Source organism: Rathayibacter sp. AY1F6 (genome assembly GCF_002932035.1).
In the GTDB taxonomy this organism is placed as follows: Bacteria; Actinomycetota; Actinomycetes; order Actinomycetales; family Microbacteriaceae; genus Rathayibacter.
Genome location: NZ_PSVD01000004.1, coordinates 222,504 through 241,522, shown reverse-complemented (window position 1 = coordinate 241,522; position 19,019 = coordinate 222,504). Strand labels below are relative to the sequence as shown.

The window sequence follows — 19,019 nt, the reverse complement described above, 5'->3', positions numbered from 1 at the left end:
GCTCTCCCGCCGAGCGCGGGCGGAGGCACTGGACGAAGGAGTCAGCTGTGTTGGTAGTACTCGGTTTCACCATGATCCTGGCCTTCATGGCCCTGATCATGACCAAGCGGCTGACGCCGATGGTCGCCCTGATCGTCGTGCCGACGATCTTCGGCCTCTTCGCGGGCGCCGGCCTCGGCATCGGCGACATGGTCCTCGAGGCGATCGGCAGCCTCGCGCCCACGGCCGCGCTGCTGATGTTCGCGATCATGTACTTCGGGATCATGATCGACGTCGGGCTCTTCGACCCGCTGATCCGCTTCATCGTCCGCGCGCTCGGCGACGACCCGGCGAAGGTCGTGCTCGGCACGGCGCTGCTCGCCGGCGCGGTCTCGCTCGACGGCGACGGCTCGACCACCTTCATCGTCACCACCGCCGCGATGCTCCCGATCTACCTGCGCCTGGGGATGAACCCGGTCGTGCTGACCTGCGTCGCGGGCCTGGCCAACGGCACGCTCAACATCGTCCCCTGGGGCGGACCGACGGTGCGCGCCGCCGCGGCCCTCCAGGTCTCGCCGAGCGAGATCTTCGTGCCGATGCTCCCCTCGCTCGCGGTGGGCCTGGCCGTCACGCTCGTCTTCGCCTGGTTCCTCGGGCTCGGCGAGCGCCGCCGCCTCGGCTCGCTCGCGCTGGCCGAGCCGATGCTCGAGCAGGAGCTCGTCGGCGCCGGCCGCGGCTCCTCCTCCCGCTCGGGCGGCGCCCGCACCGGCGGCCTCGCGGCCCTGACCGGAGGCATCCGCACCGTCGCCCGGGAGCGCTTCTCCTTCCTCCGCGGCCCCCAGGCCCTGCGCGGAGCCCAGGTGGCCGTCGCCGCCCGCGTGCAGGCCGACGACGCCGACACCGCGATGGCCGACACGATGCTCGACCCCGAGCGCGAGACGCTGCGCCCGAAGCTGATCTGGGTGAACCTGGTCCTGACCCTCGCGGTGATGACGCTGCTGGTCGCCGACATCCTGCCGCTGCCCTACGTGTTCATGGTCGGCTCCGCGGTCGCCCTCCTGATCAACTTCCCGAAGATGAAGGACCAGGCCGCCGAGATCGTCAAGCACGCGCCGAGCATCGTGGGCGTCGTGTCGATGGTGCTGGCGGCCGGCGTGCTGATCGGCGTCCTCAACGGCACCGGCATGGTCGACGCCATGGCGGAGTGGGTCGTCGCGGTGATCCCGCCGGCGCTCGGCCCGTTCCTCGCCGTGATCACCGGCGTGCTCAGCATCCCGATGACCTTCTTCATGTCGAACGACGCGTTCTACTACGGCATCCTCCCCGTGCTCTCCGAGAGCGCGGCGAACTACGGCATCTCGCCGGTCGAGATGGCGCGCGCCTCCATCACCGGGCAGCCGGTGCACCTCCAGAGCCCGCTGGTCCCGGCGATCCTCCTGCTCGTCTCCCTCGCCGCGGTGAACCTCGGCGACCACCACCGCAAGGTGCTGTGGCGAGCGGTCGTCGTCTCGCTGGTCATGCTCGCCGTCGGCGTGCTGGTCGGCTCGATCCCCTTCGGCTGAGGTCGACGGAGCGGAGCGCCGAGCGATCGGAACGAGGACGGGACCCCTTGCTGCGGCGGGGGTCCCGTCCTCGTTCCGCGGCTCGGTCCCGCAGCCCGCGCTAGCGCAGCAGCGGCGCCAGGTTCTCGGTCCAGACGTCGGAGCCGACCTTGAGGATGAGGGCGCCGACCACGACGAGGAACGCGACCCGGATGAAGCGGCTGCCACGAGCGACGGCCATCCGCGAGCCGAGGTACGCGCCCGCCACGTTGGCGGCGCCCATCAGGAGGCCCAACAGCCAGATCACGTGCCCGCCCGGCACGAAGTAGAGCAGGGCGCCGAGGTTGGTCGCGACGTTGACGATCTTCGCCTTGGCGCTGGCGAGCAGGAAGTCGTAGCCCAGCGCGGTGATCAGGGCGATGATCAGGAAGGTGCCGGTGCCCGGTCCGATCAGGCCGTCGTAGAAGCCGATCAGGAGTCCCAGCACGGCCGCGGTGACGAGGTGGCGCCGGCCCGCGTGCTTGAGCACCGTGACGCTGCCCAGTGCCGGGCGGGCGATCGTCACGACGGCGACCACGATCAGCGCGACGACGATGATCGGCTTGAACACCGCGGCCGGGAGGAGGCCGGCGAGCGTCGCGCCTCCGTAGCTGCCCGCGAGGGCGACTGCCGCCATCGGCAGTGCGGTGCGCAGATCGGGCTTCGCGCGCCGGTAGTAGGTGATCGCGCTGGTGGTCGTGCCGAAGATCGAGGCCAGCTTGTTCGTGGCGAGCGCCTGCACGGGCGAGATCCCCGGCACGAGGAGCAGGGCGGGGAGCTGGAGGAGTCCGCCGCCGCCCACGACCGCGTCGATCCAGCCGGCCGCGAAGGCGGCGAGGATCATCAGCGCGAGGACGGGGAGTCCGAGATCCTCTGTGAAGGTCAGCATCGGTCGGAAGCGTACGCGAGCACCGCGACCCCCTCGACCTCGGTGGCCGGGCCGCCCTAGGGTCGGCGGCATGCGATTCGGACTCTTCATCCCCCAGGGCTGGCGCCACGACCTCGTCGGCGTCCCGGCCGCCGACCAGTGGCGCACCATGAGCGACCTCGCCCGGCACGCCGACGACGGCGCCTGGGAGTCGATCTGGGTCTACGACCACTTCCACACCGTCCCGCAGGTGACGGAGGAGGCGACGCACGAGGCGTGGTCGCTGATGAGCGCGTTCGGCGCCACCACGTCGCGCGTGCGGCTGGGCCAGATGTGCACCTGCATGGGCTACCGGAACCCCGCCTACCTCGCCAAGGTCGCGACGACCGTCGACATCGTCTCGGGCGGGCGGGTCGAGATGGGCATCGGCGGCGGCTGGTACGAGCACGAGTGGCGCGCGTACGGCTACGGCTTCCCGCCGATCGCCGAGCGGCTGGGCCGGCTCGACGAGGGAGTGCAGATCCTGCAGCAGGCCTGGACGACCGGGTCCGCGACCCTCGACGGCCGCTACTACCAGGTGGACGGCGCGCAGAACCGACCGCTGCCCCTGCAGGAGGGCGGCATCCCGCTGTGGGTCGCCGGCGGCGGCGAGAAGGTCACGCTGCGGATCGCGGCCCAGTATGCGCAGTACACGAACTTCGCCGGGACCCCGGAGGCGTTCGACCACAAGAGCTCGGTCCTCCGCGGGCACTGCGAGCGCCTGGGCACCGACTTCTCGGCGATCACCCGGAGCTCGAACTACAACGTCGTGATCGGCGAGACGGAGACGGAGGTCGAGGCGGCGCTGCAGCGTCTCGAGGAGCGCGTGGTCCCGTACCTCGGCGCGGAGGGAGCGGCGTCCTTCGTCGCCGAGTACCGCAGCCCCGACGCGCTCGCGGTCGGCACTCCCTCGCAGATCGTCGACCGGCTCGCCGGCATGCAGTCGCGCGGGATGGACTACGGCATCCTCTACTTCCCGGACGCCGCCTACGACCGGTCCGGCATCGAGCTGTTCGAGCGCGAGGTGCTGCCGGCGCTCTCCTGAGCGCGGAGCGGCGGGGGCTCCTACGCCTCCCGCCCCCCGCCCGCAAGTCCTTGGGGCGCCCCGGCCCCGCGCCTACGGTCGGAGCATGGACGCACAGGACATCCGCTGGAACGACGAAGCCCGCGACAAGATCCTCGAGGACTCGGACAGGGTCCTCCGCGAGGCGGTGCTCGACCTCGCGACGAGCAAGAAGGGCGAGCCCTGGGAGGACGTGTTCGCGGAGCTGAACGCGCGCCTCAAGGACCGCTTCATCGACTTCGAGCCCGGCCCGGACCTCCGCAAGTACGCCGAGGCCGTCTCCGCCGGGGAGATCGAGACCGGCTCGTGAGCGAGCACGACCGCGACGCCGCGCTCGAGGACGAGATCACCTCGATCCACGCCCTCGGCGAGGGCCGCGTCGGCGAGGCGGCCGGCCCGGAGGACGAGGACCACGAGCTCTCGCCCGAGCAGGACGCCCGCATCGAGTCCGAGCTGAAGAGCCGGGGCAGCGAGAGCTGATCCCCCCGGTACGCGGAAGGCCCGCTCCCCCTCGAGGGAGCGGGCCTTCCGCGTGAGTCGCGACTACGCCGGGAGGGGCTCGTAGTCGGTGTAGCCCTCGGCTCCTCCGCCGTAGACCGTCTCCTGGACGACCTCGTTCTCGGGGTGCCCGCCCTGCCAGCGCTCGACCAGGTCGGGGTTGGCGATCGCCGGGCGGCCGACGGCCACGGCGTCGGCGTGGCCCTCGCTGATCAGCTCGGTCGCCTCCTCGCGGCTGGTCGGCGAGCCGAAGCCGCTGTTGGCGATGAAGACGCCGTCGAAGCGCGAGCGGAGGTCCTGGACCAGCTCGCCGGCGGGCTCGGCGTGCAGGACGCTGAGGTAGGCCAGGCCGAGCGGGGCGAGCCCGTCGACGACGGCCTCGTAGGTGGCGCGCACGTCGTCGCCGTCGGTCTCGACGACGTCCTGGATGTTGTGGGCCGGCGAGAGGCGGATGCCGACGCGGCCCGCTCCGACCTCGTCGACGATCGCGCGGGTGACCTCGAGCGGGAACGCGGCGCGCTCGGCCGGGGTCCCGCCGTACTGGTCGGTGCGCACGTTGGAGACGGGCGAGAGGAACTCGTGCAGCAGGTAGCCGTTGGCGCCGTGCACCTCGACTCCGTCGAAGCCGGCGTCGATCGCGCGGCGGGCGGCGGCGACGAACTCGTCGCGGACGGTCGCCAGCTCCTCGGTGGTCAGCGCGTGCGGCACCGGGAAGGGCTTCTTGCCGGCGGGGGTGTGCACCTCTCCGTCGATGGCGACGGCGCTCGGGGCGACGATGCGGTCGGTGCCGGTGATCTCGGTGTGCGAGACGCGGCCCGCGTTCATCAGCTGCATGACGATGCGTCCGCCCGCGGCGTGCACGGTGTCGGCGACGGCGCGCCAGCCCGCGGCCTGCGCGTCGGTCTCGATGCCGGGCTGCCCGGCGTAGCCCTTGGACTCGGCGCTGGGGAAGACGCCCTCGCTGATCAGCAGGCCCATGCTCGCGCGCTGGGCGTAGTACTCGGCGACGATCGCGCCGGGCACGCCCTGCTCGTCGGAGCGCAGTCGCGTCATCGGTGCCAGGACGATGCGGTTGGGGAGGTCGAGGTCGCCGGCGGTGAGGGGGGAGAACGGATCCACGGGATCGCCTTTCTACGGAGCTGTCTCAGGGGCTGCCCTGAGGGGGGAGGCACGTGCACCTGCGGCGCACTCCGGGCCACAACCGCGAGCGGAGCACGGTCATTCCTCCTCCCGGCGTTCTCCCATCCCCCGCGCCCCGGGCACGCGGTCGACGGCCTGCCGCCTCCCGACTCCTGCTCGGACACCCGGGCTGTCTACACTCGGGAGGCGACGACGAAGGAGTGTGCGCGATGCCGGCGAGACCCCACCACCCCGTGAGCTCCCGGCTGCTGCCGGCGCTCGGGGCCCTCCTGATCGCCGCGGTCCTCGCGCTGGTCCCCGCGACCGCGGCGACGGCCGAATCGCCCGTCTCCTTCTCCTCCTCCACCGTCCTCGACTCGGTCGGGGTGCTGAGCTCCGGAGAGACCGCCGAGATCGAGCAGGCCTCGCGGGCCCTCTACGACCAGCACCGCGTGCAGCTGTTCGTCGCCTTCGTCGACTCCTTCACCGATCCGTCCGACCGCGCCGCGTGGGCGGACGAGACCGCGACCCGCAACGGACTGGGCACCGACGACGTCCTCCTGGCCGTCGCGGTCGACGCCCGCCAGTACCAGGTGTCGGTCGCGCAGGGCTTCGCCCTCGACGACGCGCAGGTCTCCTCGCTCCAGTCCGACGACATCGAGCCGAGGCTCGCCGACGGCGACTGGGCCGGAGCCGCGGTGGCCGCCGCCGACGGGATCGGGCAGCGCCTCGACGCGCCCAGCGCCGGCGAGTCCCTCGGCTCGGGGCTGCTGATCGCGCTCGGCGTGCTCGCGGCCCTCGTCGTGGTCGGCCTCGTGGTGCTGCTGCTCGTCCGCCGCGCGCGGAAGCGCCGCGCCCAGGAGGCGGTGGAGGCCTCGATCGACGAACTCGCCACCCGTGCCGGGTCGGCCCTCGTCCACGCCGACGACGCCGTCCGCACCAGCGAGCAGGAGGTCGGCTTCGCGGAGGCGCAGTTCGGCGCCGACGCGACCGGCGCGTTCCGCGAGGCGCTCGTCACCGCGAAGCGCCTGCTCGGCGAGGCCTTCACCCTGCAGCAGCGCCTCGACGACGCCGAGCCGGAGACCGATCAGGAGCGCCGCGACGGCTACCAGCGCATCCTCCAGCTCTGCGCCGACGCCGAGCAGACGCTCGACGAGCGCGCGAGCGCGTTCGAGGAGCTGCGCGACCTCGAGAAGAACGCGCCGCAGGTCGCCGCCGCGCTCTCGGCTCGCGCCGCCGAGGTCGGCGACCGCCTCCCCTCGGCCCGCGCCCGCCTCGCCGAGCTCGCCTCCCGCTACGCGCCGACCGCGATCGACGACGTGGGCGACGACGCCGACCAGGCCGAGGACCGCCTCCGCTTCACCCGCGACCAGCTCGCCGGCGCCCAGCAGGCGCTGCAGGCCGGCGACTCCGGCCGCGCCGCCGTGCTGCTGCGCGCCGGGCAGCAGGCCGCCGAGCAGGCCTCCGGACTCGTCGACGCGGTGGCGACGAGGGGTGACGAGCTGCAGAAGGCGGAGGCGTCGCTCGCCGGCCGCATCGCCGAGATCCGCGCCGACGTGGCGCAGGGACGAGCGCTCGCCGCCTCCCAGGACGCGGAGTCCGCTGCCCAGGCGCAGAACGTCGCCGCGGCGGTCGCCTCGACCGAGGCCGCCCTCGACGACGTCGAGCGCGCCGCCTCCGTGCGGCCGAACGACCCGCTCGCCCTGCTCGAGGCGCTCACCGCCGCCGACGCCACGATCGACGCCGCCGTCGGCGGGTTCCGCGACGCGCAGGCCCAGCGCGAGCGCGAGCGGGCCGCCCTCGGCGCCGAGCTCACCTCCGCCCGCAGCCGCGTCTCGGCCGCCGAGGACTTCATCGCGGCCCGCCGCGGCGCGGTCGGCTCGGAGGCGCGCACCCGCGTCGCCGAGGCCGCCCGCTCGGCCGAGTACGCCGAGCGCATCGCCGCCACCGACCCCCGCGAGGCTCTCGCCTCCGCCCAGCGCGCTTCGCAGCTCGCCCAGCAGGCGCTCGAGCGGGCGCGGGCCGACGCCGGCTCCTACTCCGCCCCGAACGCCGTCGGCAGCCCCTACGGAGGCGACACGACCGGCGCGTTCCTCGGCGGGATCCTGGTCGAGTCGCTCCTGGGAGGCGGACGCCGCAGCGGCTACCGCTCGGGCGGCTTCGGCGGAGGCGGGTTCAGCGGCGGCTTCGGCGGCGGCGGCTCGTCCCGGCGCTCCGGCGGCGGCGGCTTCGGCGGCGGGCGCAGCAGCGGCGGAGGCGGACGCCGCGGCGGCGGCGGGCGCTTCTGAGCGCCCCCGGGCATCCGCGCACGACCGACGACCACCACCTCCCCCACGACTCCGGCACCACCTCCGACATCCGGCACCACCCACGACGCAAGGAGAGACACCCATGGCACAGAGACAGTCGATCTTCGGCCGCATCGCGCAGCTCGCGAAGGCCAACATCAACGCGCTCCTCGACCAGGCCGAGGACCCGCAGAAGATGCTCGACCAGATGGTCCGCGACTACACCGACAGCATCCGCGACGCCGAGGCGGCGATCGCCACCACGATCGGCAACCTGCGCCTGCTCGAGGACGACTACCGCGAGGACGTGCAGAACGCCCAGGAGTGGGGCGGCAAGGCCCTCGCCGCGAGCCGCAAGGCCGACGAGCTGCGCACCGGCGGGAGCGCCGGCGACGCCGACAAGTTCGACGCGCTGGCCAAGGTCGCTCTGCAGCGCCAGATCCAGTCCGAGAAGGAGGCGAAGGACGCCGAGCCGACCATCGCCTCGCAGACCGAGGTCGTCGACAAGCTCAAGACGGGCCTGAACCAGATGCGCGAGAAGCTGCAGCAGCTCTCGAGCAAGCGCGACGAGCTGATCGCGCGCTCGAAGACCGTCGAGGCGCAGAGCCAGGTCCAGGACGCCGTGAAGAGCATCGACCTGATGGACCCGACGAGCGAGGTGAGCCGCTTCGAGCAGAAGATCCGCCGCGAGGAGGCGCGCGTCCGCGGCGCGGAGGAGCTCGCCTCCTCGAGCCTGGACGCGCAGTTCGAGTCGCTCGAGGACCTCGGCGAGATGACCGAGGTGGAGGCGCGCCTCGCCGCGCTCAAGTCCGGCCGCCCGCAGGACTCGATCGGCTCCTGAGCCCGTGCGCCTCCGGCGGTCCCGCCGGAGGCGCACTCCCCTTCCCGACACGCGCGGAGCGAAGGCTGGCAATCGCCATGGTGCGGTGCCGCCGCCGTCCCCGTAGTGTTCACACCAGGTTGCCCTTGACCCCGGTCGCCCTGATGCCGCGTCCGGCCCCTACCGACGCGGTGAACCATGAGCGGACCGCCCCCGTCGGGATCGCTCACCGAGAGACCGTCGACGCCGACGGTCACCACGAAGAGCGAGGCGCCGATGAGCACCCCCACCACCACGTCCGTCACCGGAGGCGCCCCCCGCGTCGTCCGCACCCGCCCCCGCGCCGACGGCCGCGTCAACCCGACGACCGAGTACTCCGGTCTCCTCAGCACGGTCCGCGACGCGGGGCTCCTCCGCCGCCGCACCGGCTTCTACTACACGATGTTCGGCGCGCTGGTCCTCGCGCTCGGCGGCATCGTCACCGGCTTCGTCCTGCTGGGCGACTCCTGGTTCCAGCTCCTGCTCGCCGCCGCCCTCGGCATCGTGCTGACGCAGTTCGCCTTCCTCGCCCACGAGGCCTCGCACCGCCAGGTGTTCGAGTCCGGCAAGGCCAACGACGTCGCCGGCCGCACCCTCGCGAACCTCTTCGTCGGCATCAGCTACTCCTGGTGGATGACCAAGCACAGCCGCCACCACGCGAACCCCAACGTGCTGGGCAAGGACCCGGACATCGAGCGCGACGTCGTCTCCTTCACCGCCGAGGACGCGGCCCGCTCGCGCGGCCTCTACGCCTGGCTCACCCGCCGCCAGGGCTACGCGTTCTTCCCGCTCCTGCTGCTCGAGGGCCTCAACCTGCACCTGCACGGCTTCCGCACCGTGTTCGGCAAGGGCAAGGTCGACAAGCGCTGGGTCGAGATCACCATGCTCGTCACCCGCGTCGGCCTCTACCTCGCCGTCGTCTTCTGGGCCCTCCCCCTCGGCATGGCGTTCGCTTTCGTCGGCGTGCAGCTGGGCGTCTTCGGCCTCTACATGGGCGCCTCGTTCGCGCCGAACCACAAGGGCATGCCGCTGCTGCCGAAGGAGGCGCGCGTCGACTTCCTCCGCCGCCAGGTCCTCACCTCGCGCAGCATCCGCAGCACCTGGTTCACCGACCTCTACATGGGCGGACTGAACTACCAGGTGGAGCACCACCTCTTCCCGAACATGCCCCGCCCGGCGCTGCGCCGTGCGCAGGTCATCGCCAAGGAGTACTGCACCACCCACCAGATCCCCTACACCGAGACCTCGCTGATGGAGTCGTACGCGATCGTCGTCCGCTACCTCAACAAGGTCGGCCTGTCGGCCGGCGGCGACCCGTTCGACTGCCCCGCCGCCTCCGCCTCCGGACGCTGAGCCCTCCCCCTTCGGAGGCCCCTCGCACCTTCCCGGTGCGGGGGGCCTCCGTCGTTCGCGGGAGCGCAAGGGGGTGCCCCCGCGGGCGGCGGAGTCGTAGCGTCGGGGCATGAGCAGCTCCGACTACGACATCGAGCCCACCCCCGCCGACACGACCGACGGCACCGACACGACCGACGGCGCCCGCACGCCCGACCCCGCCACCGAGACCGGCACCTCCGCGGGCCTCGACGAGGTCGGCGGCGCGGCCTCCCCCCTGGCCGACGGCGTCGGCGCCGACGGCGAGGAGCAGAACCCCCCGCTGCCCGACTGGGGCCCCACCGACGGCGTCCACGGCACCGACGCCGAGACCGACGCCTCGGGCACCGAGCAGCACTGACACGGCTCCGCGAGGGACCTCCCCGGCCGGTCGGCGAACGTTCCGACCGCGTTCCGAGGAGGTCCCTCCGTGTTCGCCGGAGGGTCGGCCGGCGCTCGGTCGGCGCGCCCTACACTGGCGAAATGCAGCCGACCGAACGCGCCCTCCGCGTGATCTCCTACAACCTCCGGGAGCACCGAGCGCACGCCGAGATCGCCCCCCTCGCCGCCCGCCACGACATCGACGTCCTGTGCCTGCAGGAGTGCGACACCACGAAGCTGCCGCAGGAGGTGGGCTCGCTTCGGCTCGCGTCCGTCACGGCCCGCAACCGCCTGGGCCTGGCCGTCTACTACTCGCAGGACCGCTTCGAGCTCTCCGGCAGCGCCGCGTTCGAGCTCAGCAAGTCCATGCACGACCGCGTGATGTCCCCCGCTCACGAGCGCCTGCTGGCCGTCCGCCTCGACGACCGCGACGGCGGATCGATCGCGGTCTCCTCCTTCCACGCCGCTCCGCTGTCGGCCGGCAACGCCCTGCGCCGCAAGCAGATCGACGAGGCGCTGAACCGGCTGCGCGAGTACGCGCCGGACACCCCCTCCCTGATGGTCGGCGACTACAACTACCCGTGGTTCTTCCGCGGACTCGACCGCCGGATGACCCGGAACGGCTACCTGGTCTCGCGGAGCGACTCCCCCACCTACGCGCGCTACCGCTACTTCAGCGGCCACTTCGACTTCGCGATCAGCGACTCCGTGCGGATCGAGCGGGTCTCCACGCTGCCCCAGGGCGTCTCGGACCATCTCCCGGTGATGGTCGACGCGCACTACGGCGTCCCCGCCGCCTGAGCGCGGGGCCCACTGGCCCGCACGGTCGGTAGGCTCAGGGGGTGACGACCCTGATCCTCGCCCGGCACGGAGAGACTGTCTGGCACTCCGAGAACCGCTTCGCGGGCTCCTCCGACATCGCGCTGACCCCCCGGGGCCAGGACCAGGCGGCGACTCTGGCCGCCTGGGCCGTCGACGCCGACCTCGAGGCGGTGTACTCCTCCACCCTGGTCCGGGCCGTGCGCACCGCCGTGCCCGCCGCGCGGGCGGCCCACCTCGAGCTGCAGCCCGACCCGGCGCTGGTCGAGGTCGACTTCGGCCGCGGCGAGGGGCTGACCACCGACGAGATGGAGAAGCGCTTCCCGGACGAGTACCACGCGTGGGTCGCCGCTCCGGCCATCCAGCCGATGCCCGGCGGCGAGTCCGGCCTCGACGCCGTCGCCCGCGCGAACACCTCGCTCGCCCGCATCCACCGCGAGCACCCCGACGGCCGCGTGCTCGTCGTCGCGCACGGCACGCTCATCCGCCTCCTGCTGTGCGCCTACCTCGGCATCAACCCCGAGACCTACCGGCACACCTTCCCGGTGGTCGACAACGTCTCGCTGACCACACTGCGCTGGGACGCGACCGGCGTCGGCCTGCTCGGCTACAACGTCCCGCCCGTCCAGACGCAGCGGCGCTCCAGCTGAGCGCAGCGGCCGCTCCGGAGCGGCGCCCGGCGAGTGCGGGCTCGATCGGCCTGGTGCTCGGGTCGGTCGCGAGCGTGCAGCTGGGCGCCTCCTTCGCCGTGCTGCTCTTCCCCGCCGCGGGGCCGATCGGCACCGTCACGCTCCGGCTGGTGTTCTCGGCCGTCGTTCTGCTCCTGGTCTGCCGTCCGCGGCTGAGCGGCCACAGCCGGAGCGACTGGGCCACCGTCGCCGCCTACGGTCTCGCCCTCGGCGGGATGAACGCCTGCTACTACGAGGCCATCGCCCGGATCCCGCAGGGCGCCGCCGTCACCCTCGAGGTGCTCGGGCCGCTGACGCTCTCGGTGATCGCCGGGAGGAGCGTGCTGAGCCTGGTCTGGGCGGTGCTCGCGCTGGCCGGGGTGGTGACCCTGTCGCAGGGCGGGTTCTCCGCGCTGGACCCGGTCGGCGTCGGCTTCGCGCTGGGGGCCGCAGTGCTCTGGGCCGCGTACATCGTCTTCGCCGGCCGCACCGGCGGGCGGTTCCAGGGGATCGACGGGCTCGCGCTGGCGCTGGCGGCCGGCGCGATCGTGTCGCTGCCGTTCGGCCTCGCCTCCGCCGGGCCCGCCCTGGTGGTGCCGCCGGTGCTGCTCCTCGGGCTCGCCGTGGCGGTGCTCTCCTCCGCGGTGCCCTACGCGCTGGAGCTGCTGGCGCTGCGGCGCCTGCGCTCCTCCACCTTCTCGATCCTGATGTCGCTCTCCCCCGGGGCGGCCGCGCTCTCGGGATTCCTCGTGCTCGGTCAGCGCCTCAGCGCCGTCGAGGCCGTCGGGATCGCGCTCGTGGTCGCCGCGAGCATCGGAGCGGTGCGGACCGCGCGGACCTCCGCCTGAGCGGCAGTTCTTTTGTTAGGCTAACTATGTGCCATCGACCGAGACCCTGCAGACCGATCTTCCGCTGACCTCCCTCGCGGGCGAGGTGCGGGCAGCGGTCGGCCGGCTCGGACGGCGGCTCCGGCAGGAGAAGGCCCAGCACGAGCTCAGCGATCCGCAGTTCAGCGTGCTCGCACTCCTGCACCGCGACGGCGCCAAGACCCTCGGCGAGCTGGCCGAGGCGGAGCGGGTCCGCCCGCCCTCGATGACCCGCACGGTCGGCTGCCTGGTCGACGAAGGACTCGCGGAGCGCCTCGCCGACCCCGCCGACGGCCGCGTCACCCGCATCCGCCCCACCGGGGCCGGCACCGCACTGGTGCTCGACGTGCGCCGCAGCCGCGACGCGTGGCTCGTGGCGCGCCTCGAGGAGCTCCCTCCCGAGGACCTGCGCCTGCTCCACGACGCGGCGGCGGTCCTGCGCGCGGTGGCCGACCGATGAGCGCGATGTTCCGCTCCCTCGCCGTGCCGAACTACCGCATCTGGTTCGCGGGCGCGATGGTCTCGAACGTCGGCACCTGGATGCAGCGGACGGCCCAGGACTGGATCGTGATCAACGACCTGACCGGCCACGACGCGACGGCGCTCGGCGTGACCATGGCGCTGCAGTTCGGACCGCAGCTCGTGATGGTCCCCTTCTCCGGCTTCATCGCCGACCGCTTCGACCGGCGGAAGCTCCTGATGGCCACCCAGGGCGCGATGGGCGCGCTCGGGCTCGGCCTGGGACTCATCGTCGTGACCGGGGTCGTCCAGCTCTGGATGGTCTACCTCTTCGCTCTGCTGCTCGGCTTCGCCGCGGCGATCGACGCGCCCGTGCGCCAGACGTTCGTCTCGGCGCTGGTCGAGGAGCGCGACCTCACCAACGCCGTCTCGCTGAACTCGGCCTCCTTCAACTCGGCGCGGATGATCGGACCGGCCCTCGCGGGCGTGCTCATCGCCGCGGTCGGCTCCGGCTGGGTCTTCCTCCTCAACGCCGCGAGCTTCCTCGCCGTCCTGCTCTCGCTGCGCGCGCTGCACCGCGACCAGCTCCGCAGCGCCCCGCGCGCCACCCGCGGCCCGGGTGCGCTGCTGGAGGGGTTCCGCTACGTCTCGAAGCGGCCGGACATCCTCGTGGTGCTCGCGATCGTGTTCCTGATCGGCACCTTCGGCCTGAACTTCCCGATCTTCGCCTCGACGATGGCGACCGTCGAGTTCGACATGGGGGCGAGCGAGTTCGGCCTGCTCTCCTCCGCGATCGCCGTCGGCTCGGTGCTGGGGGCGCTCCTCTCGGCTCGCCGCGACCGCCCGATGCTCCGGCTCATCGTCGGCGCCTCCGCGGCGTTCGGCGTCGCGCTCGCGCTGGCCGGCGTCATGCCGACGGTCTGGGCGTTCGCGATCCTGCTCCCCTTCGTCGGCATCGCGGCGCAGACGCTGATGACCTCGGCCAACGGCTACGTGCAGCTCTCGACCGCCCCCGAGATGCGGGGCCGGGTCATGGCGCTGTACATGGCCATCTTCGTCGGCGGCACCCCGATCGGCGCCCCGCTGATCGGCTGGGTCGCGAACGCCTACGGTCCGCGCCAGGCGATGCTGGTCGGCGCCGCCTCCGGGATCGCGGCGGCCGCCATCGGCCTCGCCTTCCACCTCCGCCTGCGCCGCGCCGCCCGGCTCGCGGCCCCCGGGCCGGAGGCTCTGCCCGCCACCGGCGGAGTCCCCCTGCTGCGTCCGCGCGCCTAGGCTCCGTCGGCCGGTCCGCACGCCGGGCGGATCCGCGGACCGCCCACTCGACGGGTCGCCCCCGACGCGGGGCGCGACCGCCGCGGGGCGCGACCGCCGCCCGCCCTCAGGCCTCGCGGGTGATCTCGACGCGGACGAAGAGCTTCGACGAGCGGGGCCCGGCGAACACCCCGCGCAACGGCGCGATGTCGTTGTAGTCGCGGCCCCGGCCGACGATGACGTGGCGGTCGCCGATGTCGATCAGGTTCGTCGGGTCGTAGCCGCGCCAGGCTCCTCCGCAGAACCACTCGACCCAGGCGTGGGACTCCCCCACCACGGTCTCGCCGATCTCGGCGTGCGGCTTGGGGTGCAGGTAGCCCGAGACGTAGCGCGCCGGGATGCCCACCGAGCGCAGAGCCCCGAGGACGATGTGCGTGATGTCCTGGCAGACGCCCTCGCGCGCGGTCCACGACTCCGTCGCGGTGGAGTGCACGCCGGTGACGCCCTGCCGGTAGGTCATCGCCCGGCCGATCGTCTCGGCGATCGTGAGCGCGGCCTCGCACGGCCCGGCCGCCTCGTCCGCGAGCGAGCGCGCCATCGCCGCGAGGTCCTCCGGCGGCGCGGTGCGGTGGGTCTGCTTCGACTGCTCCACGTACTCGGTGCGCGTCTCGACCTGCTCGGACAGCTGATCCCACCCGGTCGGGTGGTCGGGGTGCTGCTTCGGCCGGATCTCGACGAGCGAGGTCGCCGTCAGCGAGAGCTCGCGGTGGGCGTCGAGCACGTCGAACGACGAGACGCGGGTGCCCCAGTAGTCGGTGTAGGCGTGCACCGAGGTCACCGGCCGGATGTCGAGGTTCGAGAACAGCACCAGCTGCCCGTCCGAGGAAGCGGGGAGCATCCGCGCCTCGTTGTAGGACGCGACCACGTCCCCCGCGTAGGTGAAGCCCGTGGTGTGCCTGATGCGCAGCCTGCTCACAGCGCCTCCCCGATCCAGCTCGGCATGACGTTGGTGGGGAAGTACCGCTGGCGGATCGCCTCGGACGCGGCCGAGGTCGCCTCCTGCACGCTGTCCATGTGCCGCGGGAGGTCCTCGAGGATGTCGGTGATCGGCCGGAACTCCAGCTCGCTGCGGATCCGCCCGAGGACGCGCTGCGCGTCGCCGGAGTGGCCGATGCGGCCGGTGCGCGGCTCGATGTCGCGCATGCACGCCTCCGCCCGCGAGACCGAGAAGAGGATCGAGCGCGGGAACAGCCGGTCCAGGAGGAGGAACTCGGCCGCGTTCCGCGCGCTCGGCACGCCCCGGTAGGTGCGCAGGTACGCCTCGTAGGCGCCGCAGGAGCGGAGGATCGTGGTCCAGGACGGGCCGCTCGCCTCGGTCAGCGAGCGGGTGGCGAGCAGGCGGGCGGTCATGTCGGCGCGCTCGATCGAGCGGCCGAGGGTGAAGAACTGCCAGGCCTCGTCGCGCGAGGTCGCCGACTCGATGATGCCGACGGCGAGGGCGGAGCGCTCGCGCACCCAGCTGAAGAACTCCGACACCCGCTCGCCCGAGACGCGGCGCGGCATCCGGGTCCGCGTGGTGTTCAGGCACTCCCAGAGCTCGGTCGAGACGATCTCGCGCGCCCGGCGGGCGTTCTCGCGGGCCGCGCCGAGTGAATAGGCGATCGAGGCGGGGTTCGTGCGGTCGATCGCGAGGATCGCCAGCACGTCGGCACGGGTGATCTCGCGCATGTCGTCGGGCGGGGTCGAGCCCATCACCGACAGGAGCGAGCGGCAGGCCGTGTCCTCGTCGATCCACGGGTCCTCGAGCAGGAGCTGGAGGTGGACGTCGAGGATGCGGGCGGTGCCGTCGGACCGCTCGATGTAGCGGCCGATCCAGAACAGCGACTCGGCGATCCGGGAGAGCATCAGTCGTCCTCCCCCGCCGCGAGCGTCTGCTGCTGCTGCTGCTGCTGGTCCTGGTCGGTGTTCGGCGCGTCCTGCGGCGAGTGGTCGGGCGTGTGGTTGAGCGGGTAGACGATCGGGATGGAGCTGGTGACAGCGGCCTGCTCGGCGACGAGCGCCTGGATGTCGCGCGCCTCGGGCTCGGCGCTGCGCGCCTCCTCGAGGCCGACCACCCAGGTGTCCTTCGATCCGCCGCCCTGCGACGAGTTGACGACGAGCTGCCCCTCCGGGAGCGCGACGCGGGTCAGGCCGCCGGGCAGCACCCAGACGTCGGTGCCGTCGTTCACGGCGAAGGGCCGCAGGTCGGCGTGCCGGGGGCGCATCCCGTCGTCGACGAGGGTGGGGATGGTGGAGAGCTGCACGACCGGCTGCGCGATCCAGCCGCGCGGGTCGGCCTGGAGGCGGGACCGCAGCTCCGCGAGCTCCTTCGCCGAGGCGGCCGGCCCCACGACCAGGCCCTTGCCGCCGGAGCCGTCGACCGGCTTCACGACGAGCTCGTCGAGACGGTCGAGCACCTCCTCGAGCGCTCCCGGGTCCTCGAGGCGCCACGTGTCGACGTTCTTGATCACCGGCTCCTCCGAGAGGTAGTAGCGGATGAGGTCGGGCAGGTACGTGTAGACGAGCTTGTCGTCGGCGACGCCGTTGCCGACCGCGTTGGCGATCGTGACGTTCCCGAGCCGGGCCGCGAGCATCAGCCCGGGCGAGCCGAGCATCGAGTCGGCGCGGAACTGCAGCGGATCGAGGAACTCGTCGTCCACGCGGCGGTAGATCACGTCGACCCGGGTCGGGCCGGATGTGGTGCGCATGAACACCTTGCCGCCCGTGCAGAACAGGTCGCGGCCCTCGACCAGCTCGACGCCCATGAGGCGGGCGAGGAGGGTGTGCTCGAAGTAGGCGGAGTTGTAGACGCCCGGAGTGAGCACGACCACGGTCGGGTCGTCGACGCCGTCGGGGGCGGAGGCGCGCAGGGCCTGCAGCAGCTTGTTCGGGTAATCGCCGACCGGGCGCACCCGCATCGAGACGAACAGCTCGGGCAGCGTCTGCGCCATCACCCGGCGGTTCGAGATGACGTAGGAGACGCCGGAGGGCACGCGGACGTTGTCCTCGAGGACCCGCCAGCCGCCCTTCTCATCGCGGATCAGGTCGATCCCGGACACCTGGATCCGCACGCCGTTCGCGGGGACGATGCCCGCGGCCTGCCGGTGGAAGTGGCTCGAGCTCGAGATCAGCCCGGCGGGGATGACGCCGTCGGCCACGGCGTTCTGCGGGCCGTAGACGTCGGCGAGGAACGCCTCGAGAGCACGGACCCGCTGCTTGATGCCGGTCTGCACCTCGTTCCACTCGGCGCGCTCGATCACCCGGGGGACGGCGTCGAGCGGGAACGGCCGCTCCTCCCCCGCGAAGTCGAAGGTGACGCCCTGCGCGAGGTAGGAGGAGGCGAGCGCGTCGGTGCGGCCGCGCAGCTCCTCCTGGGTCATCCGCGCGAGCGAGGAGTAGATGTCGCGGTAGGCGCCGCGGACCCCGTCGGGGCCTCCGGTCGACGCCACGTCGGCGAACATCTCGTCCCAGGGGGTGGCGCCCGTGTCGGGCCGCTCGACCTTCTGGGACCCGTATCCGTCGAAGAGGTCACCCATGGCACGACTCTAGTGCGGGGCGTATTGCGGGGATGTTTCGGGCGGCCGCAGGGCGAGCGGGGCGGGTCGGCGACGTCCGGGCACGGCACCGGCGCCGTCCTCCGACAGGCCGGCGGAGGCCCGGGGATCCACGGGAATAGATCCGGCCGCACGTGGTTGAATGAGGATGTACATGCAAACGCATGGACCAGGCCCCACCGGGCCGGAGGACAGAAGGAGCGCCTGATGCAGTTCGGCATCTTCACGGTCAGCGACATCACGACCGACCCCACGACCGGACGGACCCCGTCCGAGTCCGAGAAGATCCAGGCGACCCTCGCGATCGCGCTGAAGGCGGAGGAGATCGGCCTCGACGTCTTCGCCCTGGGCGAGCACCACAACCCGCCGTTCTGGTCCTCCTCCCCCACCACCACGCTCGGCTACCTCGCGGCGAAGACCGAGAGGATCACGCTCTCCACCGCGATGGCCCTCATCACCACGAACGACCCGGTGAAGCTCGCCGAGGACTACGCGATGCTCCAGCACCTCGCCGGCGGCCGCATCGACCTGATGCTCGGCCGCGGCAACACCGGCCCCGTCTACCCGTGGTTCGGCAAGGACATCCGCCGCGGCATCGAGCTGACGATCGAGAACTACGACCTGCTGCACCGCCTGTGGACCGAGGACTTCGTCGACTGGGAGGGCCAGTTCCGCACGCCCCTCCAGGGCTTCCAGTCGACCCCGCGCCCCCTCGACGGCGTCGCGCCGTTCGTGTGGCACGGATCGATCCGCTCGCCGCAGATCGCCGAGCAGGCCGCCTACTACGGGGACGGCTTCTTCGCGAACCACATCTTCTGGCCCGCCTCGCACACCCAGAAGATGGTGCAGCTCTACCGCCAGCGCTTCGAGCACTACGGCCACGGGACCGCCGACCAGGCGATCGTCGGCCTCGGCGGGCAGATCTTCCTGGCGAAGAACTCGCAGGACGCGGTCTCGCAGTTCCGCCCCTACTTCGACAACGCCCCCGTCTACGGCCACGGCCCCTCGCTCGAGGACTTCACGGAGCAGACCCCGCTCACCGTCGGCTCCCCGCAGCAGATCATCGACCGCACCCTCGGCTTCCGCGAGTACGTCGGCGACTACCAGCGCCAGCTCTTCCTGATGGACCACGCGGGACTCCCGCTGAAGACCGTCCTGGAGCAGATGGACATGCTCGGCGAGATCCTCCCCGCTCTCCGCGCCGGCTTCGCCGAGGGCCGCCCCGCGCACGTGCCCGACGCCCCCACCCATGCCTCCCTCGTGGCCGCGCGCGACGCGCAGCCCGCGGCCGAGCCTGTCACCGTCTAGTCAGGAG

At 72.6% G+C, this 19,019-nt stretch carries 19 protein-coding genes; 14 read left to right on the top strand and 5 right to left on the bottom strand.

Going from position 1 to position 19,019, the window contains the following annotated elements; genetic code table 11:
• Positions 1-71 precede the first annotated feature (71 nt).
• Complete coding sequence (locus C5C44_RS06160; protein WP_104233156.1) at positions 72-1,541, top strand: CitMHS family transporter; 1,470 nt, start codon at positions 72-74, stop codon at positions 1,539-1,541.
• A gap of 100 nt (positions 1,542-1,641) precedes the next feature.
• On the opposite strand, the gene C5C44_RS06155 is transcribed toward C5C44_RS06160, so the two are convergent.
• Positions 1,642-2,448, bottom strand: a complete 807-nt coding sequence (locus C5C44_RS06155) for a TSUP family transporter (RefSeq protein ID WP_104223862.1) — start codon at positions 2,446-2,448, stop codon at positions 1,642-1,644.
• A 70-nt stretch (positions 2,449-2,518) separates the two neighbouring features.
• On the opposite strand from C5C44_RS06155, the gene C5C44_RS06150 reads away from it, so the two are divergent.
• From C5C44_RS06150 to C5C44_RS16970, 3 genes are all read left to right on the top strand, one after another.
• The gene (locus C5C44_RS06150; protein WP_104226206.1) at positions 2,519-3,511 is read left to right on the top strand and encodes an LLM class F420-dependent oxidoreductase; all 993 of its coding nucleotides are present in this window, start codon (positions 2,519-2,521) and stop codon (positions 3,509-3,511) included.
• Between the two features lie 85 nt (positions 3,512-3,596).
• Positions 3,597-3,839: a hypothetical protein gene (locus C5C44_RS06145; protein ID WP_068251275.1), complete on the top strand. Its 243-nt coding sequence runs from the start codon at positions 3,597-3,599 to the stop codon at positions 3,837-3,839.
• On the top strand, positions 3,836-4,009 hold the full coding sequence (locus C5C44_RS16970; protein WP_181132735.1) for a hypothetical protein: 174 nt from the start codon (positions 3,836-3,838) through the stop codon (positions 4,007-4,009). The genes C5C44_RS06145 and C5C44_RS16970 overlap by 4 nt, the downstream gene beginning before the upstream one ends.
• A gap of 63 nt (positions 4,010-4,072) precedes the next feature.
• Here C5C44_RS16970 and C5C44_RS06140 read toward each other — a convergent pair whose 3' ends face one another.
• Positions 4,073-5,146 carry an alkene reductase gene (locus C5C44_RS06140; protein WP_104335528.1) on the bottom strand — a complete coding sequence of 358 codons (1,074 nt, stop codon included), beginning with the start codon at positions 5,144-5,146 and terminating at the stop codon, positions 4,073-4,075.
• A gap of 230 nt (positions 5,147-5,376) precedes the next feature.
• Between C5C44_RS06140 and C5C44_RS06135 the strand changes: the two genes are divergently transcribed.
• The 9 genes from C5C44_RS06135 (at position 5,377) to C5C44_RS06095 (ending at position 14,132) form a co-directional block, all read left to right on the top strand.
• Complete coding sequence (locus tag C5C44_RS06135) at positions 5,377-7,434, top strand: TPM domain-containing protein (RefSeq protein WP_104335527.1); 2,058 nt, start codon at positions 5,377-5,379, stop codon at positions 7,432-7,434.
• A 103-nt stretch (positions 7,435-7,537) separates the two neighbouring features.
• Positions 7,538-8,275: a PspA/IM30 family protein gene (locus C5C44_RS06130; RefSeq protein ID WP_104273526.1), complete on the top strand. Its 738-nt coding sequence runs from the start codon at positions 7,538-7,540 to the stop codon at positions 8,273-8,275.
• A gap of 255 nt (positions 8,276-8,530) precedes the next feature.
• Positions 8,531-9,646, top strand: a complete 1,116-nt coding sequence (locus tag C5C44_RS06125; RefSeq protein ID WP_181132741.1) for an acyl-CoA desaturase — start codon at positions 8,531-8,533, stop codon at positions 9,644-9,646.
• Between the two features lie 109 nt (positions 9,647-9,755).
• Positions 9,756-10,025: a hypothetical protein gene (locus C5C44_RS06120; protein ID WP_104258105.1), complete on the top strand. Its 270-nt coding sequence runs from the start codon at positions 9,756-9,758 to the stop codon at positions 10,023-10,025.
• Positions 10,026-10,147: 122 nt separating this feature from the next.
• Positions 10,148-10,846, top strand: a complete 699-nt coding sequence (locus tag C5C44_RS06115; protein ID WP_104223855.1) for an endonuclease/exonuclease/phosphatase family protein — start codon at positions 10,148-10,150, stop codon at positions 10,844-10,846.
• 41 nt (positions 10,847-10,887) lie between these two features.
• Positions 10,888-11,514: a histidine phosphatase family protein gene (locus C5C44_RS06110; protein WP_104223854.1), complete on the top strand. Its 627-nt coding sequence runs from the start codon at positions 10,888-10,890 to the stop codon at positions 11,512-11,514.
• Positions 11,515-11,567: 53 nt separating this feature from the next.
• On the top strand, positions 11,568-12,380 hold the full coding sequence (locus C5C44_RS06105; protein ID WP_258064158.1) for a DMT family transporter: 813 nt from the start codon (positions 11,568-11,570) through the stop codon (positions 12,378-12,380).
• A gap of 28 nt (positions 12,381-12,408) precedes the next feature.
• Positions 12,409-12,858, top strand: a complete 450-nt coding sequence (locus C5C44_RS06100; RefSeq protein WP_258066676.1) for a MarR family winged helix-turn-helix transcriptional regulator — start codon at positions 12,409-12,411, stop codon at positions 12,856-12,858.
• On the top strand, positions 12,855-14,132 hold the full coding sequence (locus tag C5C44_RS06095; RefSeq protein WP_104335525.1) for an MFS transporter: 1,278 nt from the start codon (positions 12,855-12,857) through the stop codon (positions 14,130-14,132). Before C5C44_RS06100 ends, C5C44_RS06095 begins: the two co-directional genes overlap by 4 nt.
• 106 nt (positions 14,133-14,238) lie before the next feature.
• Here the strand turns inward: C5C44_RS06095 and C5C44_RS06090 are convergent, their stop codons facing one another.
• The 3 genes from C5C44_RS06090 to C5C44_RS06080 are packed head-to-tail and all read right to left on the bottom strand — an operon-like array spanning position 14,239 to position 17,686.
• Complete coding sequence (locus C5C44_RS06090; RefSeq protein ID WP_104223852.1) at positions 14,239-15,087, bottom strand: transglutaminase family protein; 849 nt, start codon at positions 15,085-15,087, stop codon at positions 14,239-14,241.
• The gene (locus C5C44_RS06085) at positions 15,084-16,016 is read right to left on the bottom strand and encodes an alpha-E domain-containing protein (protein ID WP_104223851.1); all 933 of its coding nucleotides are present in this window, start codon (positions 16,014-16,016) and stop codon (positions 15,084-15,086) included. The genes C5C44_RS06090 and C5C44_RS06085 overlap by 4 nt, the downstream gene beginning before the upstream one ends.
• A complete protein-coding gene (locus tag C5C44_RS06080) occupies positions 16,016-17,686 on the bottom strand; it encodes a circularly permuted type 2 ATP-grasp protein (RefSeq protein ID WP_104327328.1) in 1,671 nt (556 codons plus the stop codon). Before C5C44_RS06080 ends, C5C44_RS06085 begins: the two co-directional genes overlap by 1 nt.
• A gap of 225 nt (positions 17,687-17,911) precedes the next feature.
• Here C5C44_RS06080 and C5C44_RS06075 point away from each other — a divergent pair, with 225 nt between their 5' ends.
• Complete coding sequence (locus C5C44_RS06075; protein ID WP_104335524.1) at positions 17,912-19,012, top strand: LLM class flavin-dependent oxidoreductase; 1,101 nt, start codon at positions 17,912-17,914, stop codon at positions 19,010-19,012.
• Positions 19,013-19,019: the final 7 nt, after the last annotated feature.